This window comes from Mycoplasmopsis iners ATCC 19705 (assembly GCF_000701805.1).
GTDB lineage: Bacteria > Bacillota_I > Bacilli_A > Mycoplasmatales > Metamycoplasmataceae > Mycoplasmopsis > Mycoplasmopsis iners.
The window spans coordinates 33,686-57,466 of sequence record NZ_JNJW01000003.1 but is presented as its reverse complement, the minus strand read 5'-3'; the positions used below and the strand labels follow the sequence as shown (position 1 = coordinate 57,466).

Annotated in this window: 24 protein-coding genes; 15 read left to right on the top strand and 9 right to left on the bottom strand. The window is 29.4% G+C overall.

Annotated elements, in window-relative coordinates; translation table 4 throughout:
• Both T395_RS0101375 and T395_RS0101370 read left to right on the top strand, forming a co-directional pair.
• On the top strand, positions 1 to 1,380 hold the full coding sequence (locus T395_RS0101375; protein WP_029512719.1) for a hypothetical protein: 1,380 nt from the start codon (positions 1 to 3) through the stop codon (positions 1,378 to 1,380).
• A complete protein-coding gene (locus tag T395_RS0101370; RefSeq protein WP_029512718.1) occupies positions 1,373 to 2,233 on the top strand; it encodes a hypothetical protein in 861 nt (286 codons plus the stop codon). Before T395_RS0101375 ends, T395_RS0101370 begins: the two co-directional genes overlap by 8 nt.
• 237 nt (positions 2,234 to 2,470) lie before the next feature.
• Here T395_RS0101370 and rpmG read toward each other — a convergent pair whose 3' ends face one another.
• From rpmG to ftsY, 3 genes are all read right to left on the bottom strand, one after another.
• The gene (gene rpmG / locus T395_RS0101365; protein WP_029512717.1) at positions 2,471 to 2,623 is read right to left on the bottom strand and encodes a 50S ribosomal protein L33; all 153 of its coding nucleotides are present in this window, start codon (positions 2,621 to 2,623) and stop codon (positions 2,471 to 2,473) included.
• 68 nt (positions 2,624 to 2,691) lie between these two features.
• On the bottom strand, positions 2,692 to 2,934 hold the full coding sequence (locus tag T395_RS0101360; RefSeq protein ID WP_029512716.1) for a sigma factor-like helix-turn-helix DNA-binding protein: 243 nt from the start codon (positions 2,932 to 2,934) through the stop codon (positions 2,692 to 2,694).
• Positions 2,921 to 3,967 carry a signal recognition particle-docking protein FtsY gene (gene ftsY / locus T395_RS0101355; RefSeq protein WP_029512715.1) on the bottom strand — a complete coding sequence of 349 codons (1,047 nt, stop codon included), beginning with the start codon at positions 3,965 to 3,967 and terminating at the stop codon, positions 2,921 to 2,923. The genes T395_RS0101360 and ftsY overlap by 14 nt, the downstream gene beginning before the upstream one ends.
• 253 nt (positions 3,968 to 4,220) lie before the next feature.
• On the opposite strand from ftsY, the gene metK reads away from it, so the two are divergent.
• The 6 genes from metK (at position 4,221) to fusA (ending at position 9,643) form a co-directional block, all read left to right on the top strand.
• Positions 4,221 to 5,384, top strand: coding sequence for a methionine adenosyltransferase (metK, locus tag T395_RS0101350; RefSeq protein WP_029512714.1), 1,164 nt, complete (start codon positions 4,221 to 4,223; stop codon positions 5,382 to 5,384).
• A 157-nt stretch (positions 5,385 to 5,541) separates the two neighbouring features.
• Entirely contained in the window at positions 5,542 to 6,114 is a 573-nt protein-coding gene (gene efp, locus T395_RS0101345; protein ID WP_029512713.1) for an elongation factor P, read from the top strand.
• Entirely contained in the window at positions 6,114 to 6,416 is a 303-nt protein-coding gene (locus T395_RS0101340; RefSeq protein WP_029512712.1) for an MMB_0454 family protein, read from the top strand. The genes efp and T395_RS0101340 overlap by 1 nt, the downstream gene beginning before the upstream one ends.
• A gap of 200 nt (positions 6,417 to 6,616) precedes the next feature.
• Positions 6,617 to 7,033 (top strand): 30S ribosomal protein S12, encoded by a 417-nt coding sequence (gene rpsL, locus T395_RS0101335; RefSeq protein WP_029512711.1) that lies wholly within the window; start codon positions 6,617 to 6,619, stop codon positions 7,031 to 7,033.
• A 28-nt stretch (positions 7,034 to 7,061) separates the two neighbouring features.
• Positions 7,062 to 7,532: a 30S ribosomal protein S7 gene (gene rpsG / locus T395_RS0101330; protein WP_029512710.1), complete on the top strand. Its 471-nt coding sequence runs from the start codon at positions 7,062 to 7,064 to the stop codon at positions 7,530 to 7,532.
• Between the two features lie 20 nt (positions 7,533 to 7,552).
• Positions 7,553 to 9,643 carry an elongation factor G gene (gene fusA, locus T395_RS0101325; RefSeq protein WP_029512709.1) on the top strand — a complete coding sequence of 697 codons (2,091 nt, stop codon included), beginning with the start codon at positions 7,553 to 7,555 and terminating at the stop codon, positions 9,641 to 9,643.
• A gap of 312 nt (positions 9,644 to 9,955) precedes the next feature.
• Here the strand turns inward: fusA and T395_RS0101320 are convergent, their stop codons facing one another.
• From T395_RS0101320 to T395_RS0101300, 5 genes are all read right to left on the bottom strand, one after another.
• Positions 9,956 to 10,708, bottom strand: a complete 753-nt coding sequence (locus T395_RS0101320; RefSeq protein ID WP_029512708.1) for an LEM-3-like GIY-YIG domain-containing protein — start codon at positions 10,706 to 10,708, stop codon at positions 9,956 to 9,958.
• A 13-nt stretch (positions 10,709 to 10,721) separates the two neighbouring features.
• A complete protein-coding gene (locus T395_RS0101315; RefSeq protein ID WP_051617788.1) occupies positions 10,722 to 11,546 on the bottom strand; it encodes a hypothetical protein in 825 nt (274 codons plus the stop codon).
• A gap of 422 nt (positions 11,547 to 11,968) precedes the next feature.
• Entirely contained in the window at positions 11,969 to 12,664 is a 696-nt protein-coding gene (locus T395_RS0101310; RefSeq protein WP_029512706.1) for a pseudouridine synthase, read from the bottom strand.
• Positions 12,665 to 12,675: 11 nt separating this feature from the next.
• Positions 12,676 to 13,941, bottom strand: coding sequence for a GTPase ObgE (gene obgE, locus T395_RS0101305; RefSeq protein WP_029512705.1), 1,266 nt, complete (start codon positions 13,939 to 13,941; stop codon positions 12,676 to 12,678).
• A 136-nt stretch (positions 13,942 to 14,077) separates the two neighbouring features.
• Positions 14,078 to 14,893, bottom strand: a complete 816-nt coding sequence (locus tag T395_RS0101300) for a Cof-type HAD-IIB family hydrolase (RefSeq protein WP_029512704.1) — start codon at positions 14,891 to 14,893, stop codon at positions 14,078 to 14,080.
• Positions 14,894 to 15,418: 525 nt separating this feature from the next.
• Here T395_RS0101300 and rsmD point away from each other — a divergent pair.
• Together rsmD and T395_RS0101290 are read left to right on the top strand one after the other, a co-directional pair.
• Positions 15,419 to 15,967 carry a 16S rRNA (guanine(966)-N(2))-methyltransferase RsmD gene (rsmD, locus tag T395_RS0101295; RefSeq protein WP_029512703.1) on the top strand — a complete coding sequence of 183 codons (549 nt, stop codon included), beginning with the start codon at positions 15,419 to 15,421 and terminating at the stop codon, positions 15,965 to 15,967.
• Positions 15,968 to 16,174: 207 nt separating this feature from the next.
• Positions 16,175 to 17,359: a hypothetical protein gene (locus tag T395_RS0101290; protein WP_029512702.1), complete on the top strand. Its 1,185-nt coding sequence runs from the start codon at positions 16,175 to 16,177 to the stop codon at positions 17,357 to 17,359.
• 23 nt (positions 17,360 to 17,382) lie between these two features.
• Here T395_RS0101290 and dcm read toward each other — a convergent pair whose 3' ends face one another.
• Positions 17,383 to 18,348: a DNA cytosine methyltransferase gene (gene dcm, locus T395_RS0101285; protein ID WP_029512701.1), complete on the bottom strand. Its 966-nt coding sequence runs from the start codon at positions 18,346 to 18,348 to the stop codon at positions 17,383 to 17,385.
• Between the two features lie 239 nt (positions 18,349 to 18,587).
• On the opposite strand from dcm, the gene T395_RS03640 reads away from it, so the two are divergent.
• From T395_RS03640 to T395_RS03375, 5 genes are read left to right on the top strand one after another with little or no spacing between them, the layout of a single operon-like run.
• Complete coding sequence (locus tag T395_RS03640) at positions 18,588 to 18,740, top strand: hypothetical protein (protein WP_156933067.1); 153 nt, start codon at positions 18,588 to 18,590, stop codon at positions 18,738 to 18,740.
• A 37-nt stretch (positions 18,741 to 18,777) separates the two neighbouring features.
• Positions 18,778 to 20,151, top strand: a complete 1,374-nt coding sequence (locus T395_RS0101280) for an ATP-binding cassette domain-containing protein (protein ID WP_029512700.1) — start codon at positions 18,778 to 18,780, stop codon at positions 20,149 to 20,151.
• Positions 20,135 to 20,971 carry an ABC transporter permease gene (locus tag T395_RS0101275; RefSeq protein ID WP_029512699.1) on the top strand — a complete coding sequence of 279 codons (837 nt, stop codon included), beginning with the start codon at positions 20,135 to 20,137 and terminating at the stop codon, positions 20,969 to 20,971. Before T395_RS0101280 ends, T395_RS0101275 begins: the two co-directional genes overlap by 17 nt.
• A complete protein-coding gene (locus T395_RS0101270; protein ID WP_029512698.1) occupies positions 20,964 to 21,818 on the top strand; it encodes an ABC transporter permease in 855 nt (284 codons plus the stop codon). Before T395_RS0101275 ends, T395_RS0101270 begins: the two co-directional genes overlap by 8 nt.
• Positions 21,811 to 23,529 (top strand): hypothetical protein, encoded by a 1,719-nt coding sequence (locus T395_RS03375; protein WP_051617785.1) that lies wholly within the window; start codon positions 21,811 to 21,813, stop codon positions 23,527 to 23,529. The genes T395_RS0101270 and T395_RS03375 overlap by 8 nt, the downstream gene beginning before the upstream one ends.
• The last annotated feature ends 252 nt before the right edge of the window (positions 23,530 to 23,781 follow it).

Genomic DNA, 23,781 nt, shown 5'->3' with positions numbered 1-23,781 from the left:
ATGAAAAAAATTAAAAAATTACTTATTCCAGTTGGCTTAGTTGCTTCAGCAACTACACCAATTATTGCTTCTTCTTGTTTATTAACTGTTGATCCAAACATTAAATACATTGCCAAATATGCCAAAACATTCCCTATTAAATTAAAAGCAGATTATTACACTGTTAATCCACAAGCCGATTCAGCACAAAGATATTTATCAGACTTAATTAAATATCACTCAATGTTTATTGACTATGATCCAAATAGCTATACAACATTAAAATGAGACAGTACTAAATTACAAACAACTGAATTAAATAAATTTAAATCAAGTAAAGATGGCTTAAAAGTGTTGAATTATTTCTTCAAAAATACACCATTTAATTATTTAGCCATCACAAATTACAATGTTTTACTTAAAGAAAATGCTAATGGTTCAATTACAGGTCAACCAATTTCTTTAATGTACAAATCAGATGACAAAATTTATTCATACTTCTTGAATAAATTTAACGAAAAATATAATGCTGGTAAGACAACCAGAGAAAAATTATTAAATATGTTTAATTATGCTTTAAACCACGGTTTAAAACTTAATTATCAACAAGAAAAAGGTATGCAATTAGCCATGCCATCAATCTTCTTACTTGAAAGAAAAAGCGAATTATTTAGCGATGTTTCATTAGAAACAGTCTTTAGCAAAGTGGTTGAAAAAGACAGCGAAAAATGAAATGAATTCCTTAATAGTCCAGCTACTTTCTTTGACAATGAAGAAAATGTTAAAAATTACTCACAATTAGAAAGTTTAGATGTCACAACAAGAACAGTAGTTGAAGAAAAAATTAACGATTTAGTAGATGAATGAATTGACAATTATGGTGCTCAACCACAAGATGTTGCTAGATTTTTTGCTACAATTCTTTATTACAATGGTTTAGAAAACGTTCAAGTTAATGTTGCTTACAGTAGAGCAAACCACAATTTAGTTTATTTCTTAGAAGTGTTTAACAAAGAAACAGATTCATATGATTACTACGATATTGCCAAAATTGTTAACGAATACAAAAAAGGTAAAAGAGACACAGATGCCAAAACATATGAATTTACTTTAGAAAATATGCCAGTTTACACTAAAGATATTTTCCAAAGTGATTGAACATACAACCCAACCTTGTTAGATGCTAATAAACAAGAAGTAAATTATGGAGATGCCAACTACAGCAGCTTAGAATCAAGCGCTAAAATTAAATGAGCAAGTAGCGATTCATCATGAATTAGATCAAATATCGCAAGGGACTTTATTGCTAACTCAGAACCAAACAACCAACACATTTTAGAACTTCTAAAATTATTCAAATTAAATGCTAATAACACAAATAGCGAGGCAAATAATGGATAATCGTAAAAATATTCATAAATTCTGAGCAGATAGCAATCATGGTCAAGACTACTTTGTTAATGAGCAATTAATTTTAGAACAACCAATTCAAAAAACAACAAAGCTAGACGAAGAACAAGGCACAAAAGAACAAGTAACTACACAATCTGTTCAAGAAACTTCTGTTAGTGAAAAACACAATAAAACAGCTTCTTTAGTTAAACCAGGTGTTCGTAATAAATACAATATTAGAGATTTAATTAAAGGAAACTTTTTCCCAATTGTCGCTCTTTTAATTACATTCTTAATCATGTTATTAGCGGCATGATTCCTTATGGAAAATGGTTCTAGATATGACCTTTATAAAGGCCTAGCTAAAACAGCTAAAGACCATACATTTTTAAGAGAAACAGGATATTATTTCTCAAAATTCTTTACTAACACAATTTATCTATTAATTGATAAAGCTAAAGAAAAAGAATTATCATATTTATTATTTGAAGTTAAATCATCAGCAATACTAGTTGCTTTCACAGCTTATATAGTATTCCTTGTTGTGTTCATGAGTTTAATTATCATTTCAATTTGAAAATTAATTTCATTATTTAAAGTTAACTTCATATATGGAATAGTAGCTACCGCCTTAACTTTGATAATTGTTGCTTTAACACTTTTAATTTTCACAGTCGCAAGAACTTCAAGTTTCTCATACATTCAAATGAAAAACATTGTTGATTCAAATTTAGACGCACCAAAAATCAAGAGTCAAGGCAGATGGTGAGCTTACTTCTTAATAGCAATCAACTTAATCGTTACTTCATCAACAGCTTTTGTATATGTAAAAAGCCAATCAAACCCTAAATTTGCTGCGTAATTTTAAAATCTCACATTTGTGAGATTTTTTTACATCTTTTGTGTCGCTAATAGGCCAAATTTCATTTAGCATTCGAAATAGATCCATTAATTCTATGTGTGTAATTTAAGAAAGCAAAAATGCCAAATATTACTATGAATAAGCAATATTAGGCATTTTCAATTTGCAAACTTGGAAAGTATTCGCCCCCAAAAGCAAAAATAAAAGCTCCATAAGGAGCTTTGATAATTATTAGAATTATTTCTTTTCTTTGTGATTTGTTTGTTTTCTACATGTGTTGCAGAATTTAGAAATTTCAATTTTTTCTGGATTATTCTTTTTGTTTTTTTTGCTGATGTAATTTTCATTTTTACATTCTGTGCAAGCTAATGTAAATCCTTCTCTTGGCATATTTCCTCCTCTAATTCATCGAAAAAAGTATCATTATTATATAGAAAAAAGTCAATTTTACAATTATTTTATTTGTGTTTTAATTTAGCTCCAATTTTTTTTAAGTTTTGAATTGCTTTCTTAACACTGTCATAAGCTGCGCTTCTTGTAGTAGCTGTTTCATTAGCTATTTCTTGATAAGACAAGTTTTCATAAAAGTAAAGCATAAATGCTTGTTTTTGAGTTTGTGTTAAGAAATCCTGATAGTTTTCAAATAAATCAATTAAATAATCAATTTCATCAATTTCATTGATTAAATTAATCTGCTTCATCGATTAAATCCTTTGTCATCGCGTAAATGAATTTATCTAAATCAAATTCTTCTAAATCATCTAAGCCTTCGCCTAAACCAATATATTTAACATTTAAATCGAATTCATCTTTAATTGATAAAACTATACCACCTTTTGAAGTTCCATCCATTTTGGTTAAAATAATGCCTGTTGGACTAGTAACTTCGCTGAATGCTTTGGCTTGACTAACACCATTTTGACCTGTGGTTGAATCTAAAACTAATAAACATTCATGTGGTGCATCTTCTTGGAATCTTTTAATGATTTGATACATTTTTTCCAATTCTTTCATCAAATTAACTTTGTTTTGCAATCTACCAGCAGTATCGATTAATAATAAATCATAATTTTCAGCTTTCGCTTTATCTAAAGCACTATAAACTACTGATGAAGGATCTGCACCTTCTTTAATTGGTTTAACAATATCAGCACCAACACGATTTGCTCAAACTTCTAATTGACTAACTGCTCCAGCTCTAAATGTGTCAGCGGCCGCAATTAAAACTTTTTTACCTTCTATGATAAATTTATGTGCTATTTTAGCAATTGAAGTGGTTTTTCCAGAACCATTAACCCCGATAAAAATAAAGGTATTTAAACGATCTTCATGATAATTTAAAGTTGTATCAACCACGCTTTTATTAGTATAAATAACAAACATTTGGTCTGCCACTAATTCGCCAATTGCTTTAGTTTCAGTTAAATTTCTTCTTTTAACTTCGTTTTGAATATGTGTAACAATTGCATAAACCAAAGAAGCATTAATGTCACTCATAATTAAAATTTCTTCAAGCTCTTCAAAAAATTCTTCATTAATTTTGGTATGTTTGTTTTGTAAGTCAAGAATTTTTTGACCAAGTGATGATTTAGCTAAACCAGCATTATATTTATCTAGTTTTTTAGATTCAACTAATTCTTTATCGATTTTGGCTTTTAATTCTTTTTCTTTTTCAGCTACATCTTTTTTATTTTTATTAAACAATTTATTCTTTAAATAACTAAAAAAACCCATCTTGTCTCCTAATTAATATATTAATAATAATATTACATATTATTAAATAATGGAAATATTAAAAAAACGCTTCAACTGTTTTTATTTTATATTATGATTGTTTAAGGAAACATACAGAGTTGTGGAGCTTAGTTAGCTTTGAAGCATGCCAACCTACTATTTAGCAAGGTGGATAACGAGGGGTAATAACCTAACATGTATAAACATCAACAAATCTCCGTGTGTTTCCATTAACAAGGAGATTTTTATTTTTATGATTAGTGAAAAAATTTATTTTACAAGCGAGTCTGTCGGTGCTGGACACCCAGATAAAATATGTGATCAAATTTCAGATGCAATTTTAGATGCATATTTAAAACAAGACCCATATGCACACGTTGCAGTTGAGGCTTTAATTAGTAGAAATGTTTTAACAATAGCCGGCGAAGCTTCTTCAACAGCCCATGTTGAAGTTGAGCCAATTTTGGAACAAATTTTTGCCAAATTAAATTTAACAAATTGATATCAAAAAGCCGCAAAAACAATTAGCATTAATGAACAAAGCCCTGACATTAAACAAGGTGTAATTTTAGCTGATGAAGAAATTGGTGCTGGTGATCAAGGGATAATGTTTGGTTATGCAACTAATGAAACCCCAAGTTATATGCCTTTACCAATTACTTTAGCCCATGAATTAGTTAAAAAAGCTGAAGAATTGAGAAATTTACCTGACAATGATCCATTAAAATTCAAATGAGCAGGCAGCGATATGAAAAGCCAGGTTTCAATCGACTATTCACATCAACCATATACTGTTGAAGCGATATTATTTTCAGTTCAACATTCAGAAGATTATAATGAACAAGAATTTAAAGATTTTATCAAAAACATCATAATCAAAGGTGTTTTAGATAAATATAACTTAGCCATGCCAAGCAAAATTTATATTAATCCAACTGGCAAATTTGTTATAGGCGGTCCTGTTGGTGATACCGGTTTAACAGGTAGAAAAATTATTGTTGATACTTACGGTGGAAGCGCAAGACATGGCGGTGGTGCTTTTAGTGGTAAAGACTGCACTAAAGTTGACCGTTCTGCTGCTTATGCTTGCAGATGAATTGCTAAAAATTTAGTTGCAGCTGGCATTTTGCCTAAAGTTGAAATCCAAGTTTCATATGCTATTGGTGTTACAGAACCAATGTCCATTTCAGTTAATACATTCAATTATGGCAACAAAGACTTAGAAAGAAAAATTGCTCAGTGTATTTATGAAGTTTTTGATCTTACACCAGCCGGTATTATTCGCGATTTAGATTTAAGAAAACCAATTTATCAACAAACAGCAACTTTTGGTCACTTCGGTAGAGACGATTTAGATTTACCTTGAGAAAGATTAAATAAAGTTGAAGAAATCAAAAACTATTTTAAAAATAGTTAATAAGACAAATTTAAGAGCTAATAATAGCTCTTTTATTTTGCCCAATTAACTTTTTCACAGCCAATTAAGTAAATGCAATATTTAAGTTAACTAATTAAATATTAAGAAATTTAATAAATATATTAAAATTATAACAATCATAAATGGAGGATATATTATGGATGTAATTAATGTTAATACATTTAAACCAGGAATTACTTTTGAAGATGATGGTGAAATTTTTGTAGTTTTAGATGCTCAACACTCAAAACAAGGTAGAGGGCAAGCTAATGTTAAGGCTAAAGTTAAAAACTTAAGAACTGGCAGCACAACAATTAAATCTTATACAGGTGGCGACAAAGTTAATAAAGCTCACATTGACAAAAGACCAATGAATTACTTATATTCAGATGGTGAAAATATTGTGTTAATGGACAATGAAACATATGAACAAATTGAAATCCCAGTTAAAAATGTTGAATGAGAACTCAACTTCCTAAAAGAAGGCTCAATTGTTAAAATTAGAAAATACAATGATGAAGTTCTTGATGTTGAATTAGATGCTAATGTTACTTTACAAGTTATTGAAGCGCCGGATGCTGTTAAAGGCAATACAACAACCAATCCACAGAAAAAAGTAAAAATTGAAACTGGTTTTGAATTAGAAACCCCAATGTTCATTAAAGAAAATGATTACATTATTGTTTCAACTGAAACAGGTAAATACGTTGGTAAAGGTAATAAAGAATAATGAATTACGTAACAGTAAATTATTCAGTAAATCAATCATATTCAATTACTGAAGATGCTTTTGTGCAATTGGTGCACAATTGCATTAGTGATGTGCCATACATTAAATTGGCAAATGAACCAAGAATCATTTTTACTAAAAGCCATGACAATGTTGGTTTTGTAATTGATGTAAAAATTAAAAAAGATAAAAACTTTCACACAGTAATTAATAATTTCGCTAAAGAATTGGAAAATAGGTTTGTTGCTTTACTTGATATCAAACCTGAAAGCTTAAAAATTTGTTTTACTGGACTTTATTAGAAACTCGCGAATTATGCGAGTTTTTTTAATTTTTAGCCCAATTTTATTAATTAAATTTTGAAGTTTTATTAACCCGAAAAATAAAAAAAATTTTTTTTGATACACACGGGTTAGTTGTTATATAATAGACACAACTATATTAATTTAAGTTATATTAACTATAGTGAATTTTGGACATTGAAAATTAAGAAAGGAAAAATATGCCAACAACAAATCAATTGGTTACAAGTGGTAGAGTTGACAAAGTGAGAAAATCTAAAGCTCCTGTTTTAAATTTATCTTACAACTCATTGCTTAAAAAACAATATAAAGCATCTGCCCCTTTTAAAAGAGGTGTATGTACAAGGGTTGCAACAATGACCCCTAAAAAACCTAACTCAGCTATGCGTAAATACGCTAGAGTTAAATTATCAAATGGAATGGAAGTTACAGCTTACATTGGTGGTGAAGGACACAACTTACAAGAACACTCAGTTGTTTTAATTAGAGGTGGTAGAGTTAAAGACTTACCTGGTGTTAGATATCATATCGTTCGTGGAACACAAGACTTAGCTGGTGTTAACAACCGTAAACAAGGTCGTTCATTATACGGTACAAAGAAAGAAAAGAAAAACTAATCTAGTTTATTTAAATTAAGGAGAAAATATGTCAAGAAAAAATAGTGCACCTATTAGAGAAGTATTAGCAGACCCAATTTTTAACTCAGTATTAGTTACCAAATTAATCAACACCATTATGTTAGACGGTAAAAAATCTATCGCTCAAGAAATCCTTTACAGCGCATTTGATATTGTTAAAAAAGAAACACAAAAAGATCCAATGGAAGTTTTCTTATTAGCTATTGAAAACATTACTCCACAATTGGAAGTTAGAACAAGAAGAATCGGTGGAACAAACTACCAAGTTCCTACAGAAGTTTCAGCTCGTCGTAAACAAACATTAAGTTTAAGATGATTAGTACAATATGCACGTCTTAGAAACGAAAAAACTATGGACGTTCGTTTAGCTAAAGAAATTATTGATGCATCAAACAAAACAGGTGGAGCAATCAAAAAACGTGAAGACACACACAAAATGGCTGAAGCCAACCGTGCTTTTGCTCACTTTAGATGATAGGATTAATTATTTAAGATACTATGGCTAGAGAATACGAATTAAAAGATTACCGTAATATCGGTATTATGGCTCACATTGATGCAGGAAAAACTACAACTACAGAAAGAATCCTTTTACACACAGGTAAAATTCACAAAATTGGTGAAACCCACGATGGTGCTTCACAAATGGACTGAATGGAACAAGAACAAGAAAGAGGTATCACAATTACCTCAGCTGCTACAACAGCTTACTGAAATGGTAAAAGAATTAACATTATTGACACACCAGGACACGTCGACTTTACAGTTGAAGTTGAACGTTCACTTCGTGTATTAGATGGTGCTGTTGCTGTTTTAGATGCCCAAAGTGGTGTTGAACCTCAAACTGAAACAGTTTGAAGACAAGCAACAAACTATAAAGTTCCAAGAATTGTTTACGTAAACAAAATGGATAAAGCAGGTGCTGATTTCTTCATGTCAGTTAGATCTGTTAGAGAAAGATTAAATGCAAATGCAGTAGCAATTCAAATTCCAATTGGTGCTGAAAGCTACTTCGAAGGTATTGTTGACCTTGTTGAAATGAAAGCATTTGTTTATGATGGAAAACCAGAAGAAATTGCTAAAGAAGTTGAAATTCCTAGTGATTTAGTTGAATTAGCAAAAACTAAACGTCAAGAATTAATTGAAGCAGTTGCCACTTTTGATGATGACTTCATGATGCAAGTGTTAGAAGGTTATGAACCAACAGTTGAAGAATTAAAAGCAATTATTAGAAAAGCAACTATTACTTCAGAATTCTTCCCAGTTGTTTGTGGAACAAGTTTCAAAAACAAAGCTGTTAAGAAAATGTTAGATGCTGTTGTTGATTACTTACCTTCACCATTGGATGTTCCAGCTATTAAAGCTGAATTAAATGGCGAAGAATTAGATGTTCCTGCAACAGATGATCACGATTTTGCAGCTCTTGCTTTCAAAATTATGACTGACCCTTATGTAGGTTCATTAACATTCTTCCGTGTGTATGCTGGTGTGCTTAAAAAAGGTAGCTATGTATACAACTCAACCAAAGATGTAAAAGAAAGAATTGGACGTATTATTCAAATGCATGCTAATAGCCGTCAAGAAATTGATGAATGTTATGCTGGTGATATCAATGCTGCTGTTGGTTTAAAATCAACCACAACAGGTGATACTTTAGTTGGCGAAAAATCTCCACGTTACATCTTAGAAAAAATGGTTTTCCCAGAACCAGTTATTTCACAAGCTCTTGAACCAGAATCAAAAGATGCTATGGAAAAACTTGCTTTAGGTCTTCAAAAATTAGCTGCTGAAGACCCTACATTTAGAACTTACACAGATGAAGAAACCGGTCAAACCATTATTGCTGGTATGGGTGAATTACACCTTGATATCATTGTTGACCGTTTAAGAAGAGAACACAATGTTAAAGCTAAAGTTGGTGCTCCTCAAGTTTCATACCGTGAAACAATTACCAAAGCTGCTGAAGTTGAAGGTAAACACGTTAAACAATCTGGTGGTAAAGGTCAATACGGTCACGTATGAATTAAATTTGAACCAAACCCAGACCAAGGTTTTGAATTTATTGACAAAATCGTTGGTGGTAAAATTCCTAAAGAATACATTAAACCAATTCAAAAAGGTCTTGAAGACAAAATGGCAGCAGGTATTTTAGCTGGTTACCCAATGATTGATGTTAAAGCGACATTATTTGATGGTTCATACCACGATGTCGACTCATCAGAAATGGCTTACAAAATAGCTGCTTCTAAAGCTTTAACTAAAGCTAAAGATCAATTAGGCACAGTACTTCTTGAACCAATTATGGACGTAGCAGTAGTTATTCCTGAAGATTACTTTGGTGATGTTATGGGTGATTTAACTCGTCGTAGAGGACAATTACAAGAAAACGAAACAAGAAACGATGGAGCAAGCATTATTCGTGCTTTAGTACCTCTTAGTGAAATGTTTGGTTATTCAACCGACTTACGTAGTATGACATCAGGACGTGGAACATACCAAATGCAATTCCACCACTATGAAAAATGTCCAAAAAACATTGCTGATGACATTATCAAACGTCGTAACATTCAAGTTAAAGACGAAGATTAATAATAAAAAAATCACAATTTAAACTTGTACACGGAATATGGACAATCCATATTTCGTGTTTTTTGTTTCATGAATTTCCAACTTGGAAAATCAGGAAAACAATGGAAACGTATTTATCTCGAGTTTCCAAGTTTGAAAGTCTAAAAAAACGAATATGCCTATAAATAAGACATATTCGTTTTTTTACGTTTTAAAATTACACACATAGAATTAACCTATACATGCTATAAAATCCTGAGCTTTTAACTTTGAAACTAAGGATTGATTGCTCATATACTTTTAGTTTTCTTGCTATAAAGTTTTTTTATATTCTTAATTCTTTGAGAATAAAACAGGAGATGCCATTCCCTTCTTGCAATATGTATCTGGGATTCTGGTATTGATATATTTCTTCCTTATTTCTTCTTCAGCGATTTCGCCGTTAAAAGCAAATCGTGATGAATTTTCATCTGGAGACCTATACCAATCTTTTATTTTATAGACTTCCTTTACTATTCCGTCAGTCGCAGAAAATACATATTTATATTCTTTTACTGATCTTGGTCTTATTTTCCACTCTCTTCTTGTTGCCTCATATCTATAAGTGGTTGGAAATTCAGATTCCAATTGTTCTAATCTCCACGAACGGACTTTTATAATTAGATACTTAAAATCAGTGGGTTCATCATAAGTTTTCATTGATAATCTCATTTGAAGTTCTTCAGCGTTTGTAACTCCAAAATCTGAATGATGTCCAGACTGGATATTTGACAACCCTTGATACGCATCAATCAAAGCAGATTCTACTTGGAATGCTTCACTTTCTGTCAGATTCCACCTTTGTATGATGTGTATAACTTCAAGCCCAGATTCTTTGATGCTTTGTATTATTTTGAACTTATTTGGATCTTCTTCATCGATTCCTTCAGCTCCGTCATAGTAATCGATTGCACACTTCACATGCTGAAACACTCTGTTGCCTTTTCCTTTTCCAACATAAAAGGTCTGCCCGTTTCGAGGATTGATTAATCTATAAACATAATATTTTAATTGTTCTGCAACTTCTTGTGAAAACTCACTAATCATATTTGCCTTCCTTCTATCGATTTTTATACCAGATAAAATGGTCAAATTTCCTCTTTCTAAAAGGAATAGTTATTCCAAGCTCATCAAGTTTATTTGTGATGAAATCATTATAAGATTTATAGTCATATGAATCCACTCAATGCTGGATATTCGATTTTTTTATATCTTTGAACACCTTAGGTAATGTCTCTTTCAACACAGTATCCAATATTGAATAATCATCCCTGCCATAAAGATTCTTGTTGTGGTAACAACAATACTTTGTTGCAAATGAGAACAGATTAATCTTTCCGTTAGCTCTAGCAATAGTCGCTACAACTTCTGGATCGCCTTTTTTAATCCTTTCATCAATATTTGGAATAGATGATATTATTTCCGCTAATTCAACAACACTGATAAATCTTTTATATCTAGAAATATTCGTAGAATTTGTGATATCAATCAAACCAATCTTCAAAGCTACAGTTTCGATATCTGTATTACTTGGATATTTTTTAAAACAATCAGTGATCAATCTGTTTTCACGTCCGTAGTTTTCTGTAGCCTCTACCTCCGCATCCACTTCTTCTATGGACTCATTTGTGATTTCTAAGAAGCATATTTTGTTTTTATCCGCATTAACATTGTGTTCTTCGTAGTTGTCGCTAGACAATGAGTAATAAGAAGGATGATCACCAGTTCTCTTTACCACCCCAGAGTCAAGAAGTTTTTTCAATGTACTATAAACGTTTGGCATGTGTTTATTATCACCATAAAGAGCGACAGAAATATCACCATGAGTCACCAGACCACGTTCTTTGATTAATGATATTATTTCCTCTCGTTGGTTTATCTTCACTTTACCCTCTCATCTGCTGCAAATTTAAATGCTAAAACTTGAAAAATTTAAATCATTCACATTCACTCTCTTTCTTTGTTTATATTTTTTGTACTTTTTTAGTACTTAACTTCATTGTATTGCACAAAAAAAGACGTCTGCTAAAGCACAATAAAAAATCTGGAAAAAATTTTCTTTTTTCCATATTAGTCAAATTTGTCATTAATAAAGCAATCCAAGTAGCCTACTTTTGAAATTAATTATTCCTCAGTTTCTTCTTTTTAGGTTCTTCAACAAGTTCTTTTTTGATTTCGTTTAACAATGCGTCAATTTTTTCATCCCTTTTTAACTTGGAAACTTGAGATTATACAAGGCTAATGTTGTAAAAATATTAAAAAATCAGCCTAAGCGGAATTTACAAAAACAACTATGAAACAGTTCAATTAGTTATTTTCTTTTATTAATTGCGAATGGCTAATTTTAATTACTTCGCCTTCTTTTAAATCATTTAAAGACAAGTTGCCAAATTTAATCCGATGCAGTTCGATAACTTCATAATTAAGTTTTTTGAACATTCTTTTAACTTGATGGTATTTGCCTTCTTGAATGGTTAATTCCACCATACCAGTATCTCTAATTATTAATTCTGCAGGTTTGGTTAAATCTTTTTCACCTATATCTATGCCTTTTTCAATAATTTCTTGATCAGTTTTTTTAAAATCTTGATCGAGTTTAACTAAATATGTTTTTTGAACATGATGTTTATCAGAAGTTAATTTATGATTAAGCTCACCATCATTGGAAATAATAATCAAGCCAGTTGTATCTTTATCTAGGCGCCCAAAAGTGTTGAGATTTTTAATATATTGATATTTTTCAGGTAATAGCGAATAAATTGTTTTACCTTCTTTAATATCATGTGAACAAACTACACCTTTTGGTTTATTCATAGCTAAATAAACAAATTTAGCTGTTTCATAGGCTTTCTCGTCAATTATTAATTTATCGTTATCAAGATCAAAATTTATTGATTCGGTAATTATTTGTTGATTAACTTTAACTTTGCCTTGTTTAATTAATTTTTTAATTTCTTTGCGACTATATTCAGTGTAATTGCTAATAACTCTTTCTATTTTCATTAAATTGGGCATTAATAATTACCGTCTCACTCAAATTCATAATCAAAAATTCTAACTGTATCACCAGTTTCAATTCCCATTTTTAAAAGCTCATCTCAAACGCCAAGGTTTTTTAATTTTTGATTAAATCTTAATAAGTTGTCATAAGTATTAATTGGGTTTTTATCATAAATGTATTGAATTTTAGGTCCACTAATTTCAAAGAAACCTTTGAATGGATTAACAATTTTATAATCCTCTTCAAGCTTAATTTCAACAACTTCATCATTTTCTTCTTCTTTAATTGGAGCTAATTTATTTTCTTCAATTAGATGTCAAAGTTTTGCTTTTAGTTCATCTAAATTTTCTCTTTCAAGCGCACTAATTTTAACAATTGGTACATTTGGGTATTTGGCTTGAAATTTAGCAAAGTTTTCAGCAAAATGTTCCATATCTTCTTTATTGGCAACAACTAATTGTGGTTTTTGTTCTAAATTCAAACTATACGATTTTAATTCATCATTGATTACTTCAAAATCTTCAATTGGTTTTTTGTATTCGCTACCAAAATCAATAATGTGCGCGATAACTCTACATCTTTCAATATGTTTTAAAAATTGAAAACCTAGACCTTTGCCCAATGAAGCACCTTTAATTAAACCTGGTAAGTCAGCAATGGTAAATGAATTTTCATGAAATCTTACTAAACCTAATTGTGGTACAAGAGTAGTAAATTCATAGTCGGCTATTTTGGCTTTGGCGTTTGATAAAGCTGATAATAAAGTGCTTTTACCAGCGCTTGGTTTTCCGACAACACCAACATCAGACATTACTTTTAATACTATGTTTGCTTCAAATTTTTCACCTTTAGTACCATTTTCACTAATTCTTGGGGCGGTGTTACGAGGCGTTTTGAATTTCATATTTCCCCTTCCACCTTGACCACCTTTGGCTACTAAATAGGCTTTTTCGTCAATTATATCTGCAACAACTTTGCCTTTGTTATAAACTATTGTGCCTAATGGAACTTTGATGTATGTGTCCTTGCCGGCAGCACCATAAAGGTTTTTAGGTCCACCATTAACGCCATCTTCAGCAACAATTTTTTTATTGCCGTAAAGTGAGAGCAAGGTGTTTTTGCCAGGATCACCAACAAAATAAATGTTGCCGCCACGACCACCATCACCGCCATCAGGACCACCTTTGTCAACATGCGCTTCACGTCTGAAAGAAATCATCCCGTCGCCACCTTTACCAGCTTGTAAAATAATATTAATTTGGTCAATAAAACGAGCCATAATTAACCTCCTACCTATAAGTGTTTTTCTAATTTTACTATATTAATTTATATATTAATATTTGATTAACTATCTAATTAACGGTCTAGTTAAAATAAAAACAACTAAGTGAATAAACAATTCACCAAAGTTGTTTCTAATTATGTTTGTTTAATTTTTCAAGATAATCTAAGATTGCATAGCCTAAACCATGTTCAACAACGTGTTTTGTAACATTGTTGGCTTTTTCTTTAACTTCATCTTTGGCATTGTCCATAACATATGAGTGATAGAAACGTTTAAACATTGAAAAGTCATTTTCGCTGTCTCCTATAACCATGACGTCATCCTCAGTTACATTTTCACCAAACACATGATCTAACATTCAAACAATTGCTCTACCTTTTGATGCGCCATATGAAAGAATTTCAATATTCATGTGAGTTTTAATAATTTTGCAATCAAGCGGTTCTAATAATTCCATTAATTGATCAACATTTTGAGTGCCTTCAAAATAAACTTCAATTTTTGCTACATTTTTAAGTTCAGTTTCATTACCTGTAACTAAGGTAAATTGATCAAAGCTTTCACTTCTAAAGTAAATTTTGTTAAGAAACTCTTTGTCTTCTTCTCTAAAAACATAAAATACTTCGCTTGATCAAGCAGCTGCTGAAACGTTGAAATCCTTAAAGATTTTAAAAATTGTTTTAACTGTTTCAGGGTCTAAATATTTTTCTTTAATAAATTTTGAGTTTTTGTAATCATAAATTTGTACACCAGATGAACCAATAATGTAATCAGCATCAGTTAATTTAGCTAATTTAAGCATTCTTGGGCAAATTGGGTTACCTGTAGCTATATTAAAACTAAGATCATCTCTTTTAATTACGCTTAAGTTGAAATTAGAAACATAAGCATCTCTTGTGTAGATTGTTCCATCTACATCACTAAAAACAATAGGCTTTTTCTTCATCGTGCCTCCTTAAATTTCTAAAATTGCCGTTAAAAATTTTAGATAAAAAAATAAAAAACGTAAGAAATATTTATATTTAATCCTCTCAAGGTCAAATATTTAATTTGTAGAAATAATGTAATTTCAAAAAAAAAAAAAAAAGAACGCTAAGATCAAACAATTCAATTTTTTCTTGTCTACCAATATCTAATTTTATCATTAAACAAACCAATATTAATTTAAATAATTAAAGAATTCTTTTAATTTCATTTAGCAACAAAATCGAATATTTAAAGATTACATTTTATTGTCTTATAAATTTGGTTATTTTTTACAAAAAAATGGATTTTTCATTAAATTTTTTTAAATTATTAAACTTTTTACATCAATTTTACCTGCCTATATAGTTATTTTTTCAAATTAAAACTAAACAATTAGGAGGATAAAAGAAAAGGAAAATATTTTATTTAGGCATTTTAAATTTCAAGGAATGTTAAAAGATTTTATAAAATTAAAACAAAGTTTTATTGAAAATAAGGAGTAAACATGTTAAGAATAATTTCAGGAATTCATAGATCAAGACAATTAGAACAACCAGATATGAGCATTTCAAGACCAACAATGGATAGAGTTAGAGAAGCAATTTTTAATTCAATTAGAATGAATATAAAAGATAAAATAGTGCTTGATCTTTTTGCTGGCAGCGGTGCTTTTGCCTTTGAAGCAATAAGTAACGGAGCAATGAAAGTATTTTGTGTTGAAAACAATAAAAATGCAATTAATGTTATTAGAAATAACAAAAATACTTTAAAAGCAAATAATGTTCAAATTGAATATACAGATGTTTTGAATTTCTTAAATAGTAATCAAGGTAAAGAGTTTGATTATATTTTTATCGATGCGCCTTATTTAATGTATGAAACAGTAAATCAAACATTAGAATTAATTAATGAATTTAAATATCTAAATAAGAATGGTCTAATAATTGTCGAAACAAATGATAGCAAACAAATTATGCTGCCAAAAGGCTTAACAATTCAAAACTACAAAAAATATGGCAAAGTAGATATTTTGTATATTAGTAATAATAATTAGACCAAAAAAGCTATTTCATAGGCTTTTAGTTAAAATTAATTTGCTTTTCGTTGGTTTTTTAAGACTAACATTTTTTAAACAAATTTAATAATGTTTTCAGAATATTTTTGGATTAATTAATCTACAAAATAGATAAATTCTAGCGTCTTTAGCATCATTATAAATATTGTTATAATTTTTATATCAAGTAATTATAAGGAGTAAATAATGTTCTATAAGGACCAATCTACTGAACAACAAAAGCAATATAAAAGAATGTTAACTATTCTTGGCAATTTAACATTACTTTTTTCAGAAAGCGATAGCCCTTATTTACCATATCGAGCGCATGAAAATATTTTTTGTAAATATTTTGAAGCAGAAAATCTTGCTAGAAAAGATTGCTCAGTTGATGCTAAAAAAGGTACAATCGGCATTGGTTTAAAAACTTTTACTGGGAATATTGATCAAAAAATAGCGGAATTTGGTAAATTAAAACCTTATTATTCTCACTTAAGTGGTTTAGAACTTATTAAAAAAATTGCCAAATATAGAAATATGCGTATACGTGTTACAAAAAACCTTTATAACATTGATAAAATGATATACCACATGGTTCGTAGAACTCCTGGAAGAATGGAAATTATTGAATATCCATTTGATTTTATTGATATTGACCAAATTACAATTATTGAAAACCGTGGGAACATCAATAACACATATTTCACTGATGGTAAACATAAATATCATTTTTCAACATCAAAAAATACTTTATACATGCTTTTTGAAAATTTTGAAGTTCTTGATAGTTTTGATGTTCCAATAATAAAAGACCCTTATTCATTTTTAATGAACTCAATAATTGAAGCAGAAATTTCAAAAACTAATGAACTTTTTGTATCTAATAAAAAATCATTAGACAAAACTAATACCCTTTGTTTAAGGCTTTATTCAGAAAAAAACGGTCAGAAATTTGTTCCTGAAAAAAGCGGATTAAACCAATGAAACGCTAATGGTCGCAAACGTGATTTCAATGAAATATATATTCCTTATAATACTATTGATAGACAAAGGAATCCTAATTTCTTTCCTCAACGTGACATCCCTTTTAAATTACACCTCCCTAATGGAACAACCATTTCAGCAAAAGTTTGTCAAAGTGCTGATAAGAATAATCCGAAAATTGGTAAGGCTATAATGAGTAACCCAAATAAAGTTTTAGGCAAATGGCTTTTAAGAGATGTTTTTGAAATACCAAAGGGAACAAAATTAACTTATGAAATGCTTCAAAAATATAATATTGATAGTGTTATTTTTACTAAAATTGGAGAAAATGAATATTCAATTGATTTTTCACCATCGGGAACTTATGAAGAATATTACTATAATGATTATTTAAATAATAAAAAATAGCAGAAGAATTTTGTTGTCTTCTGCTATTTTTTGCTAACAGCAATTTTGATTTGCTCAGCCAATCTTTCAATTACTGAAACAACAACTGAGTTGCCAGCTTGTTTGTATAAAGAACTTGCACTAAGGGAATTTGGTAAAATGAAATCTTTTGAAAATCCTTGTAAATTAAAACATTCACGAGGGGTTAATTTTCTAAATTTTCCATTAAATGTACGTATTAAAGGTACATTATGGCCGCCAGTTCCCATATTTGCTGTAAGAGTTGGGCAAAGATTGCTTTTATTTTCTCTTACATAAACCCTACGTCATTGATAACAAGTATCACTTTTAGTCATGTTATTTTTTAATTCTTTATAAAAGCTACAAAGTGTTGTGTAATAATATTTTTTATCAACATCATTTTCAAAATCTATAACATCATGTAATTTTGTGGTTAGTTTTATAGGTTTAGGAAATTCAAAATTACGGTATTGTTCATAATCTTTAAAACAAACAATATAAATTCTTTCTCTTGATTGTGGCACATTTCCATAATTGCTCGAATTAAGAACCATAGATTTTACATGATAACCTTCTTTTTCTAATGATTCGCTAATAACTTGAAAGGTATTGCCATTGTCATGAGATACTAAATTTTTAACATTTTCTAAAAAAATAATTTTTGGTTTTTTAGCCTTGACAATTCGCATTATTTCAAAAAATAAATTTCCTCTTCCTTTTTCGTCATGAAATCCTTGCTGATATCCAGCAATAGAAAATGCTTGACAAGGGAATCCTGCCAACATAACGTCAAAATTTGGTATATCTTTGTTTTCATCTAATTGACGAATATCTGAAATATCTAATTGAACATTTGGGAAATTTGCTTTAAATGTTTTGGCAGCGTTTTCATCAATTTCATTAGCATATATTGTCTTAAATCCAGCATTCTCAAAACCTTTATCTATTCCACCAACTCCAGCAAAAAAAGAAGCACATTTTAAATCCATATAACCCCCACTGCGGTGCGCCGCTTTTTTATATTATAAATTACTTTATGTCTTCCAAAATTGCATAAATTATTTTTTATATTTTGTTAATACTTCTCACATTTTTTTCAATTGAATTTTCTTATCAGAAAAAAATATGAAAAATTTGACTAAAAGGACTAATTCATAAGGGTTTAAAGAAAAATAAAAAAAATTAAAAACATGGACTAAATCGCTTATTTTACTTTATAATTTTTGGCATGAAAATAGCTAATTATTGAAAGAAAGATAAATACAGATCTAAGAAAATACTTTTAGATTTCAATGAAGACAAAAATCCTTCATTGCCTTTTTATGCTATTGAATACACACAGAATGTTTTTGATCTTGCCTCCACGATAGTTTTTGCTTAATGAAGCTATTTTCATTAACAAAAATTTAAGGAGAATTATGAAAAAACAAAATTCACAATACATTATTGAACTAAAAGAAGTTGTTAAAGAATTTGATGATAAATTGGTTTTGGATAATGTGGATTTAAAAATCAATAAAGGTGAATTTGTGACTTTACTTGGTCCTTCAGGTTCAGGTAAAACAACAATTTTACGTTTAATTGCTGGTTTTGAATGAGCAACCCGTGGTGAAATTAAGTTTAATGGTCTTGATATTAAAGACTTGCCCGCTCACTCACGTGATTTATCAACAATTTTTCAAGATTATGCTCTTTTCCCACATTTAAATGTTGAAGGAAACATTAAATATGGTTTAATGCTTAAAAGAAAACCAAAAGAAAAAGTAAATCCATATTACTTAGAATTATTAGAAAAACAAAAACAAGTTTGAAATAAAAAAGCCAAAGATAAAATGGCTGAATTAGACAAGCAACAAAATGAATATGAAGCAGAAATGGAAACTTTAAAACCAACAAGCAAAAAATTCAAGAAAATCCAAAAATGACTTGATGATTCTGACTTCAAATATTCATACTGAGAATATTACACAACTAAACAAATTGAAAAATTTGAAAAGAAACATTTAACTAGAAAATTAACTAGAGAAGAAATTCAAGAAGAAGTTAATAATATTGTTAAATTAGTTGGTTTAGAAGGTAATGAAAAGAAAGCAATCAGCGAATTATCTGGTGGTATGAAACAACGTGTTGCTTTGGCTCGTTCATTAGTTATTGAACCAGAAATTTTATTGCTTGATGAACCATTAAGTGCTTTAGATGCTAAAATTCGTCAAAAAATGCAAGTTTTATTAAGAACCATTCAACAAAAATTAGGTTTAACATTCATTTTTGTTACTCATGACCAAGATGAAGCTTTAGAATTATCTGATAGAGTAGCAGTTGTTAGAGACGGAAAAATTGAACAATATGATACACCAAAAGCTATTTATGACTATCCAGTTAATAAATGAGTAGCTTCATTTATTGGCGATTCAAACATTTATAATGGTACATTTAATAGTGATGCAACTGTTACCGTTTGAAACACAAATACCTATAAAACAGTTCATGAAGAAGATGACTTTGCTGATGGTGAAGATGTTGATGTATTAATTAGACCAGAAGATATTGATATTGTTGATACAGACAGAGAACAAGGAAATAAACTTTTAGGTACAATTATTAACTCAACATACAGAGGAAGTTATTACTATTTAACTGTTAAGTTAGCAAATAAACAAATTATGTATGTTGAAACAGCTAAAAAATTTGATTTAAATCAACAAGTATTCCTTAGTTGAACAATTGATTCAATTCATTTAATGAAAAAAGATAGTAAATGAGATTATTCTTCAGATGTTTTCAAAAATTAAAAACAAATTACAACTAAATAAACGGCTTAGTTTAGCCTTGCCGTTTGTTATTATTGCTATCTTTTTCATTTTATTACCAGTTATTTTAATTATTATTAGTGCTTTAACACCAAGAGAAGGCTTTGATCAATATGCACTTATTAAAGAAAAAAATACCTGAGTTCAAATTTGACGTAGTTTAAAAATAGGTGTAATTAGCTCTCTTTTATGTTTAATTATTGGTTATCCATATGCTTATTTAATAGCATTAAGTAAAAATAAATTTTTACCAATTTACGGAATGAGCTTAATTATTAGCCCTATGATCATTTTCACAATTGCTAGAATTTATGCGATTAGAGGACTTTTCATGTCAATAGTTGACACGCCGGAAACTCTTAATGCCGAATGATTTATGGTGCTTGCTTTAACATATTTAAACTTACCGTTAATGATTATGCCTTTATATTCAGTGCTTAGAGATATGCCAAAAAATATTTTAGAAGCTAGTGAAGACTTAGGTTATGGCAAAATTAGAACTTTATTTAAAGTCGTTATTCCATATAGCCTTAAAGCAATTATTAGTGGTTTCGGTTTAATTTTCTTGGCTTCAGCAACTAACTTTGTGATTAGTGATAAACTTTTACCAAACAAAAATCAATTACCATTAATTGGATCAATAATCAATGATTATACTAACCCTTCAAATCAATTTGCTTTATCAAGAGGCAGTTTAATTGTTATTGTTGTTTCAGCAATTTTTATCGGCACATACGCATTAATTCAATTTTTACCTAAATTGATTGCTAAACATAACAAGAAAGGGTGAATTTATGAATAAATTTGTTAATTTTTTAAGACATTCTTATATTTATTTAATTTTATTCCTTACTTATGTGCCATTAACATTCGCAATAATTTTTAGTTTTAATAAACCAAGTGATAAAGGTTTCTTAAGCTTTACTTGAAATAGATTTACTACTGAAGCTTGAACCAATTTCTGACAAAATGGGCGTGATTTAGCTTTAGTTAATTCATTAATAATTGCCTTATTTACAGCGCTTTTAGTTATTTCTATTTCTTTAGTTACTGTTTTTGCTATGTGAAGACAACGTAATAAAAAATATGGTTCAGCTATTCAAGCTGTTAATAATATTCCATTAATCAATCCTGATAACATTACTGCTATTGGTTTAGTATTAGTATTTGCTATTCTTTTTGGAACATTAGCTAACACAAGCGAAGGCTTAATCAGAGGTATTGTTGGACACACAATTATGGCTTTACCTTATGGAATTACAATGATGTATCCAAGAAGCGAAAAATTTAATAAATCATTATTAGAAGCTAGTCAAGATTTAGGATATTCATTATTTAGATCATGATTTAAAACCTATTTCATTTACATGATGCCTTCAATCATTTTTTCAGGCGCCATTGCTGCTTTCTTATCATTTGATGATTTCATTATTTTAAGAACTTTAAGCAACACAGCAACATTAGGAACAAAACTTTATGAAAGTGATTTTCAAGCTTGAGGTTTAGTTGTAGGAGCAGCATTGATGTTTGCAACATTAATTGGTAATGCTATTTATTTCTTACACAAATCAAAAGGGCTTCGTAAAGCAAGAAAGTTAAAATTAAAAGCCAAAAATACTCAAAAATTAAGCGAGGTGCAAAATGGCTAAGTCTAATTTTTGAAATAAATTAAAAGGTTTTTTCCTTAATAAAACTTTCTTATATTCAGCAGTAGGTGTTGCTGTTGTTGGGGTTCTAGCAGCTTCATTAACTTATAAATATTCACATAAATTCAAACCATCATTTTACAATTACAAACAATACATTAATGATGGTGATGATGTTTCACACAAAAGAAGAATTAATCAAGATTTCGATTTCAAAGAATTTGATACTTTAAATCAATTTACAAATGCTATCTTAACCAATAAAGCAGTAGCTGGTATTGGTTCAGATTCACAAGCTGTAACACTCATTAAAAAAGGTAAATTAGAAAAATTAGACTTTAAAAAATTATTCCCAAAAGCTTTTGAAAGTAATCCTGACGCTTCGCTTGAAGAAGTTTTAAAATCAATTTACACTGAAGGTGTTTGAAACCATTTAGCATCATATGATGATGAATTATTGACTGATGAAAATGGTAAAGCATATGAGCAACCTCTTCATTTATGAGAATACTTTTTACCATATTTTGCTCAAGATATGGTTGTTGCATATAATCCAGCCAAATTAAATTTAAAAAACCAAAAACACGGCGCTGAATATGATTTTAAAGCCACTTCAACTTTAGAAAAGAAAATTTATGACAAATTAATGGAAGAAAGACCTGAAGACAAATCATGAGAAGCAGGAAGTTTTAGTCTTTATTCAATTTTAAAAGTTTTAAAAGAAGAAGGTTTTGATAATTTAGAAGCCACAGACGCAGTACGTGACAATATGATTTATGGTTCTGCTTATCGTTTAGACAAGAATGCAAATAAATATGTGTCAATCTATGCGACAGGTAAAGGACAAAACTTTAACAAGGTCAATGATCCTAATAAATTAATAGAATTATTCAAAAAACATGTCGAAGATGAAAAAGCTAAAGGTAACAATTTTGAAACTTCAGACAAAATGATTGAAGAATTAGAAATGTTTGCTAATCAACAAACATCAGGAGCTTCAAATTACCAAGAATTAATTGATCAATTTGAAAGCTTAATCAAAAACGCAACTGGTTATGCTTTGAACAGTTCGAAAATCAACTTTATTGGAAATGGTTTAGAATTAGTTGACAAAATTATTAGCCCGCAGTCTGAAATTCAAATGGGTATTATTTATAATGGTGATACCGTTGACGCGTTTTTTGGTAATGACAATAACAGTAATGTTAGAGATGGTGAATTAAGATATTTAAGACCAAAAGACAATTTATTATTAGTTGACGGTTTAGTAATCGTTAAAGGCACTTCTGATGAAGTTAAAAACAAAGTTTATTCTGCTGCTAGAGATACATTTATTCAAGGTATAGGCGACGGAACTTGAGATTCGGTTGAAGACAAATTGGAATTAGGCTCTGTTTTAAACTTTGATTCAGTGGGGTATACTCCAGTTTTCAAAAAAGTTGTTGAATACGTTCGTGAAGAATACTTCAAATCAATTGAAGAATGAGAAAAACCTGATAACTTCACAGATGAAGAATGAGCTAAACATATTGAATATGAAATTAAATATGTAAATAATTTATTTGATATTAAAGATCATTACACTGTTTGAAATCCTTTAAATCCAGACGAAGAAATTACAGCTTATAATGTTCATCATTATGACATTAAGCCTGTTGATCAAAAAACTTTAACTGAGATTGAAACTTATTGAAATCTTAAAATTAAAAAATAATCGGGGAACCGATTATTTTTTCATGTTAAGCAATTCTAACACCCGAGTTTCCAAGTTTAATGCCATTTTCAATGATAAAGTGCTTATTTATAGGGTAATTCACTATTTTTTAATCATCATTACTTACATAAAAAAATCAAAATCAAAAATGAAAATTATTTTAAAAATTTTTTATTTTGTTCAAAAAAATTATTAAAAAAGAATAAAAAATTTCGTTTATGTAATAATTGTTTTGTTATTTTAAACCAAAAA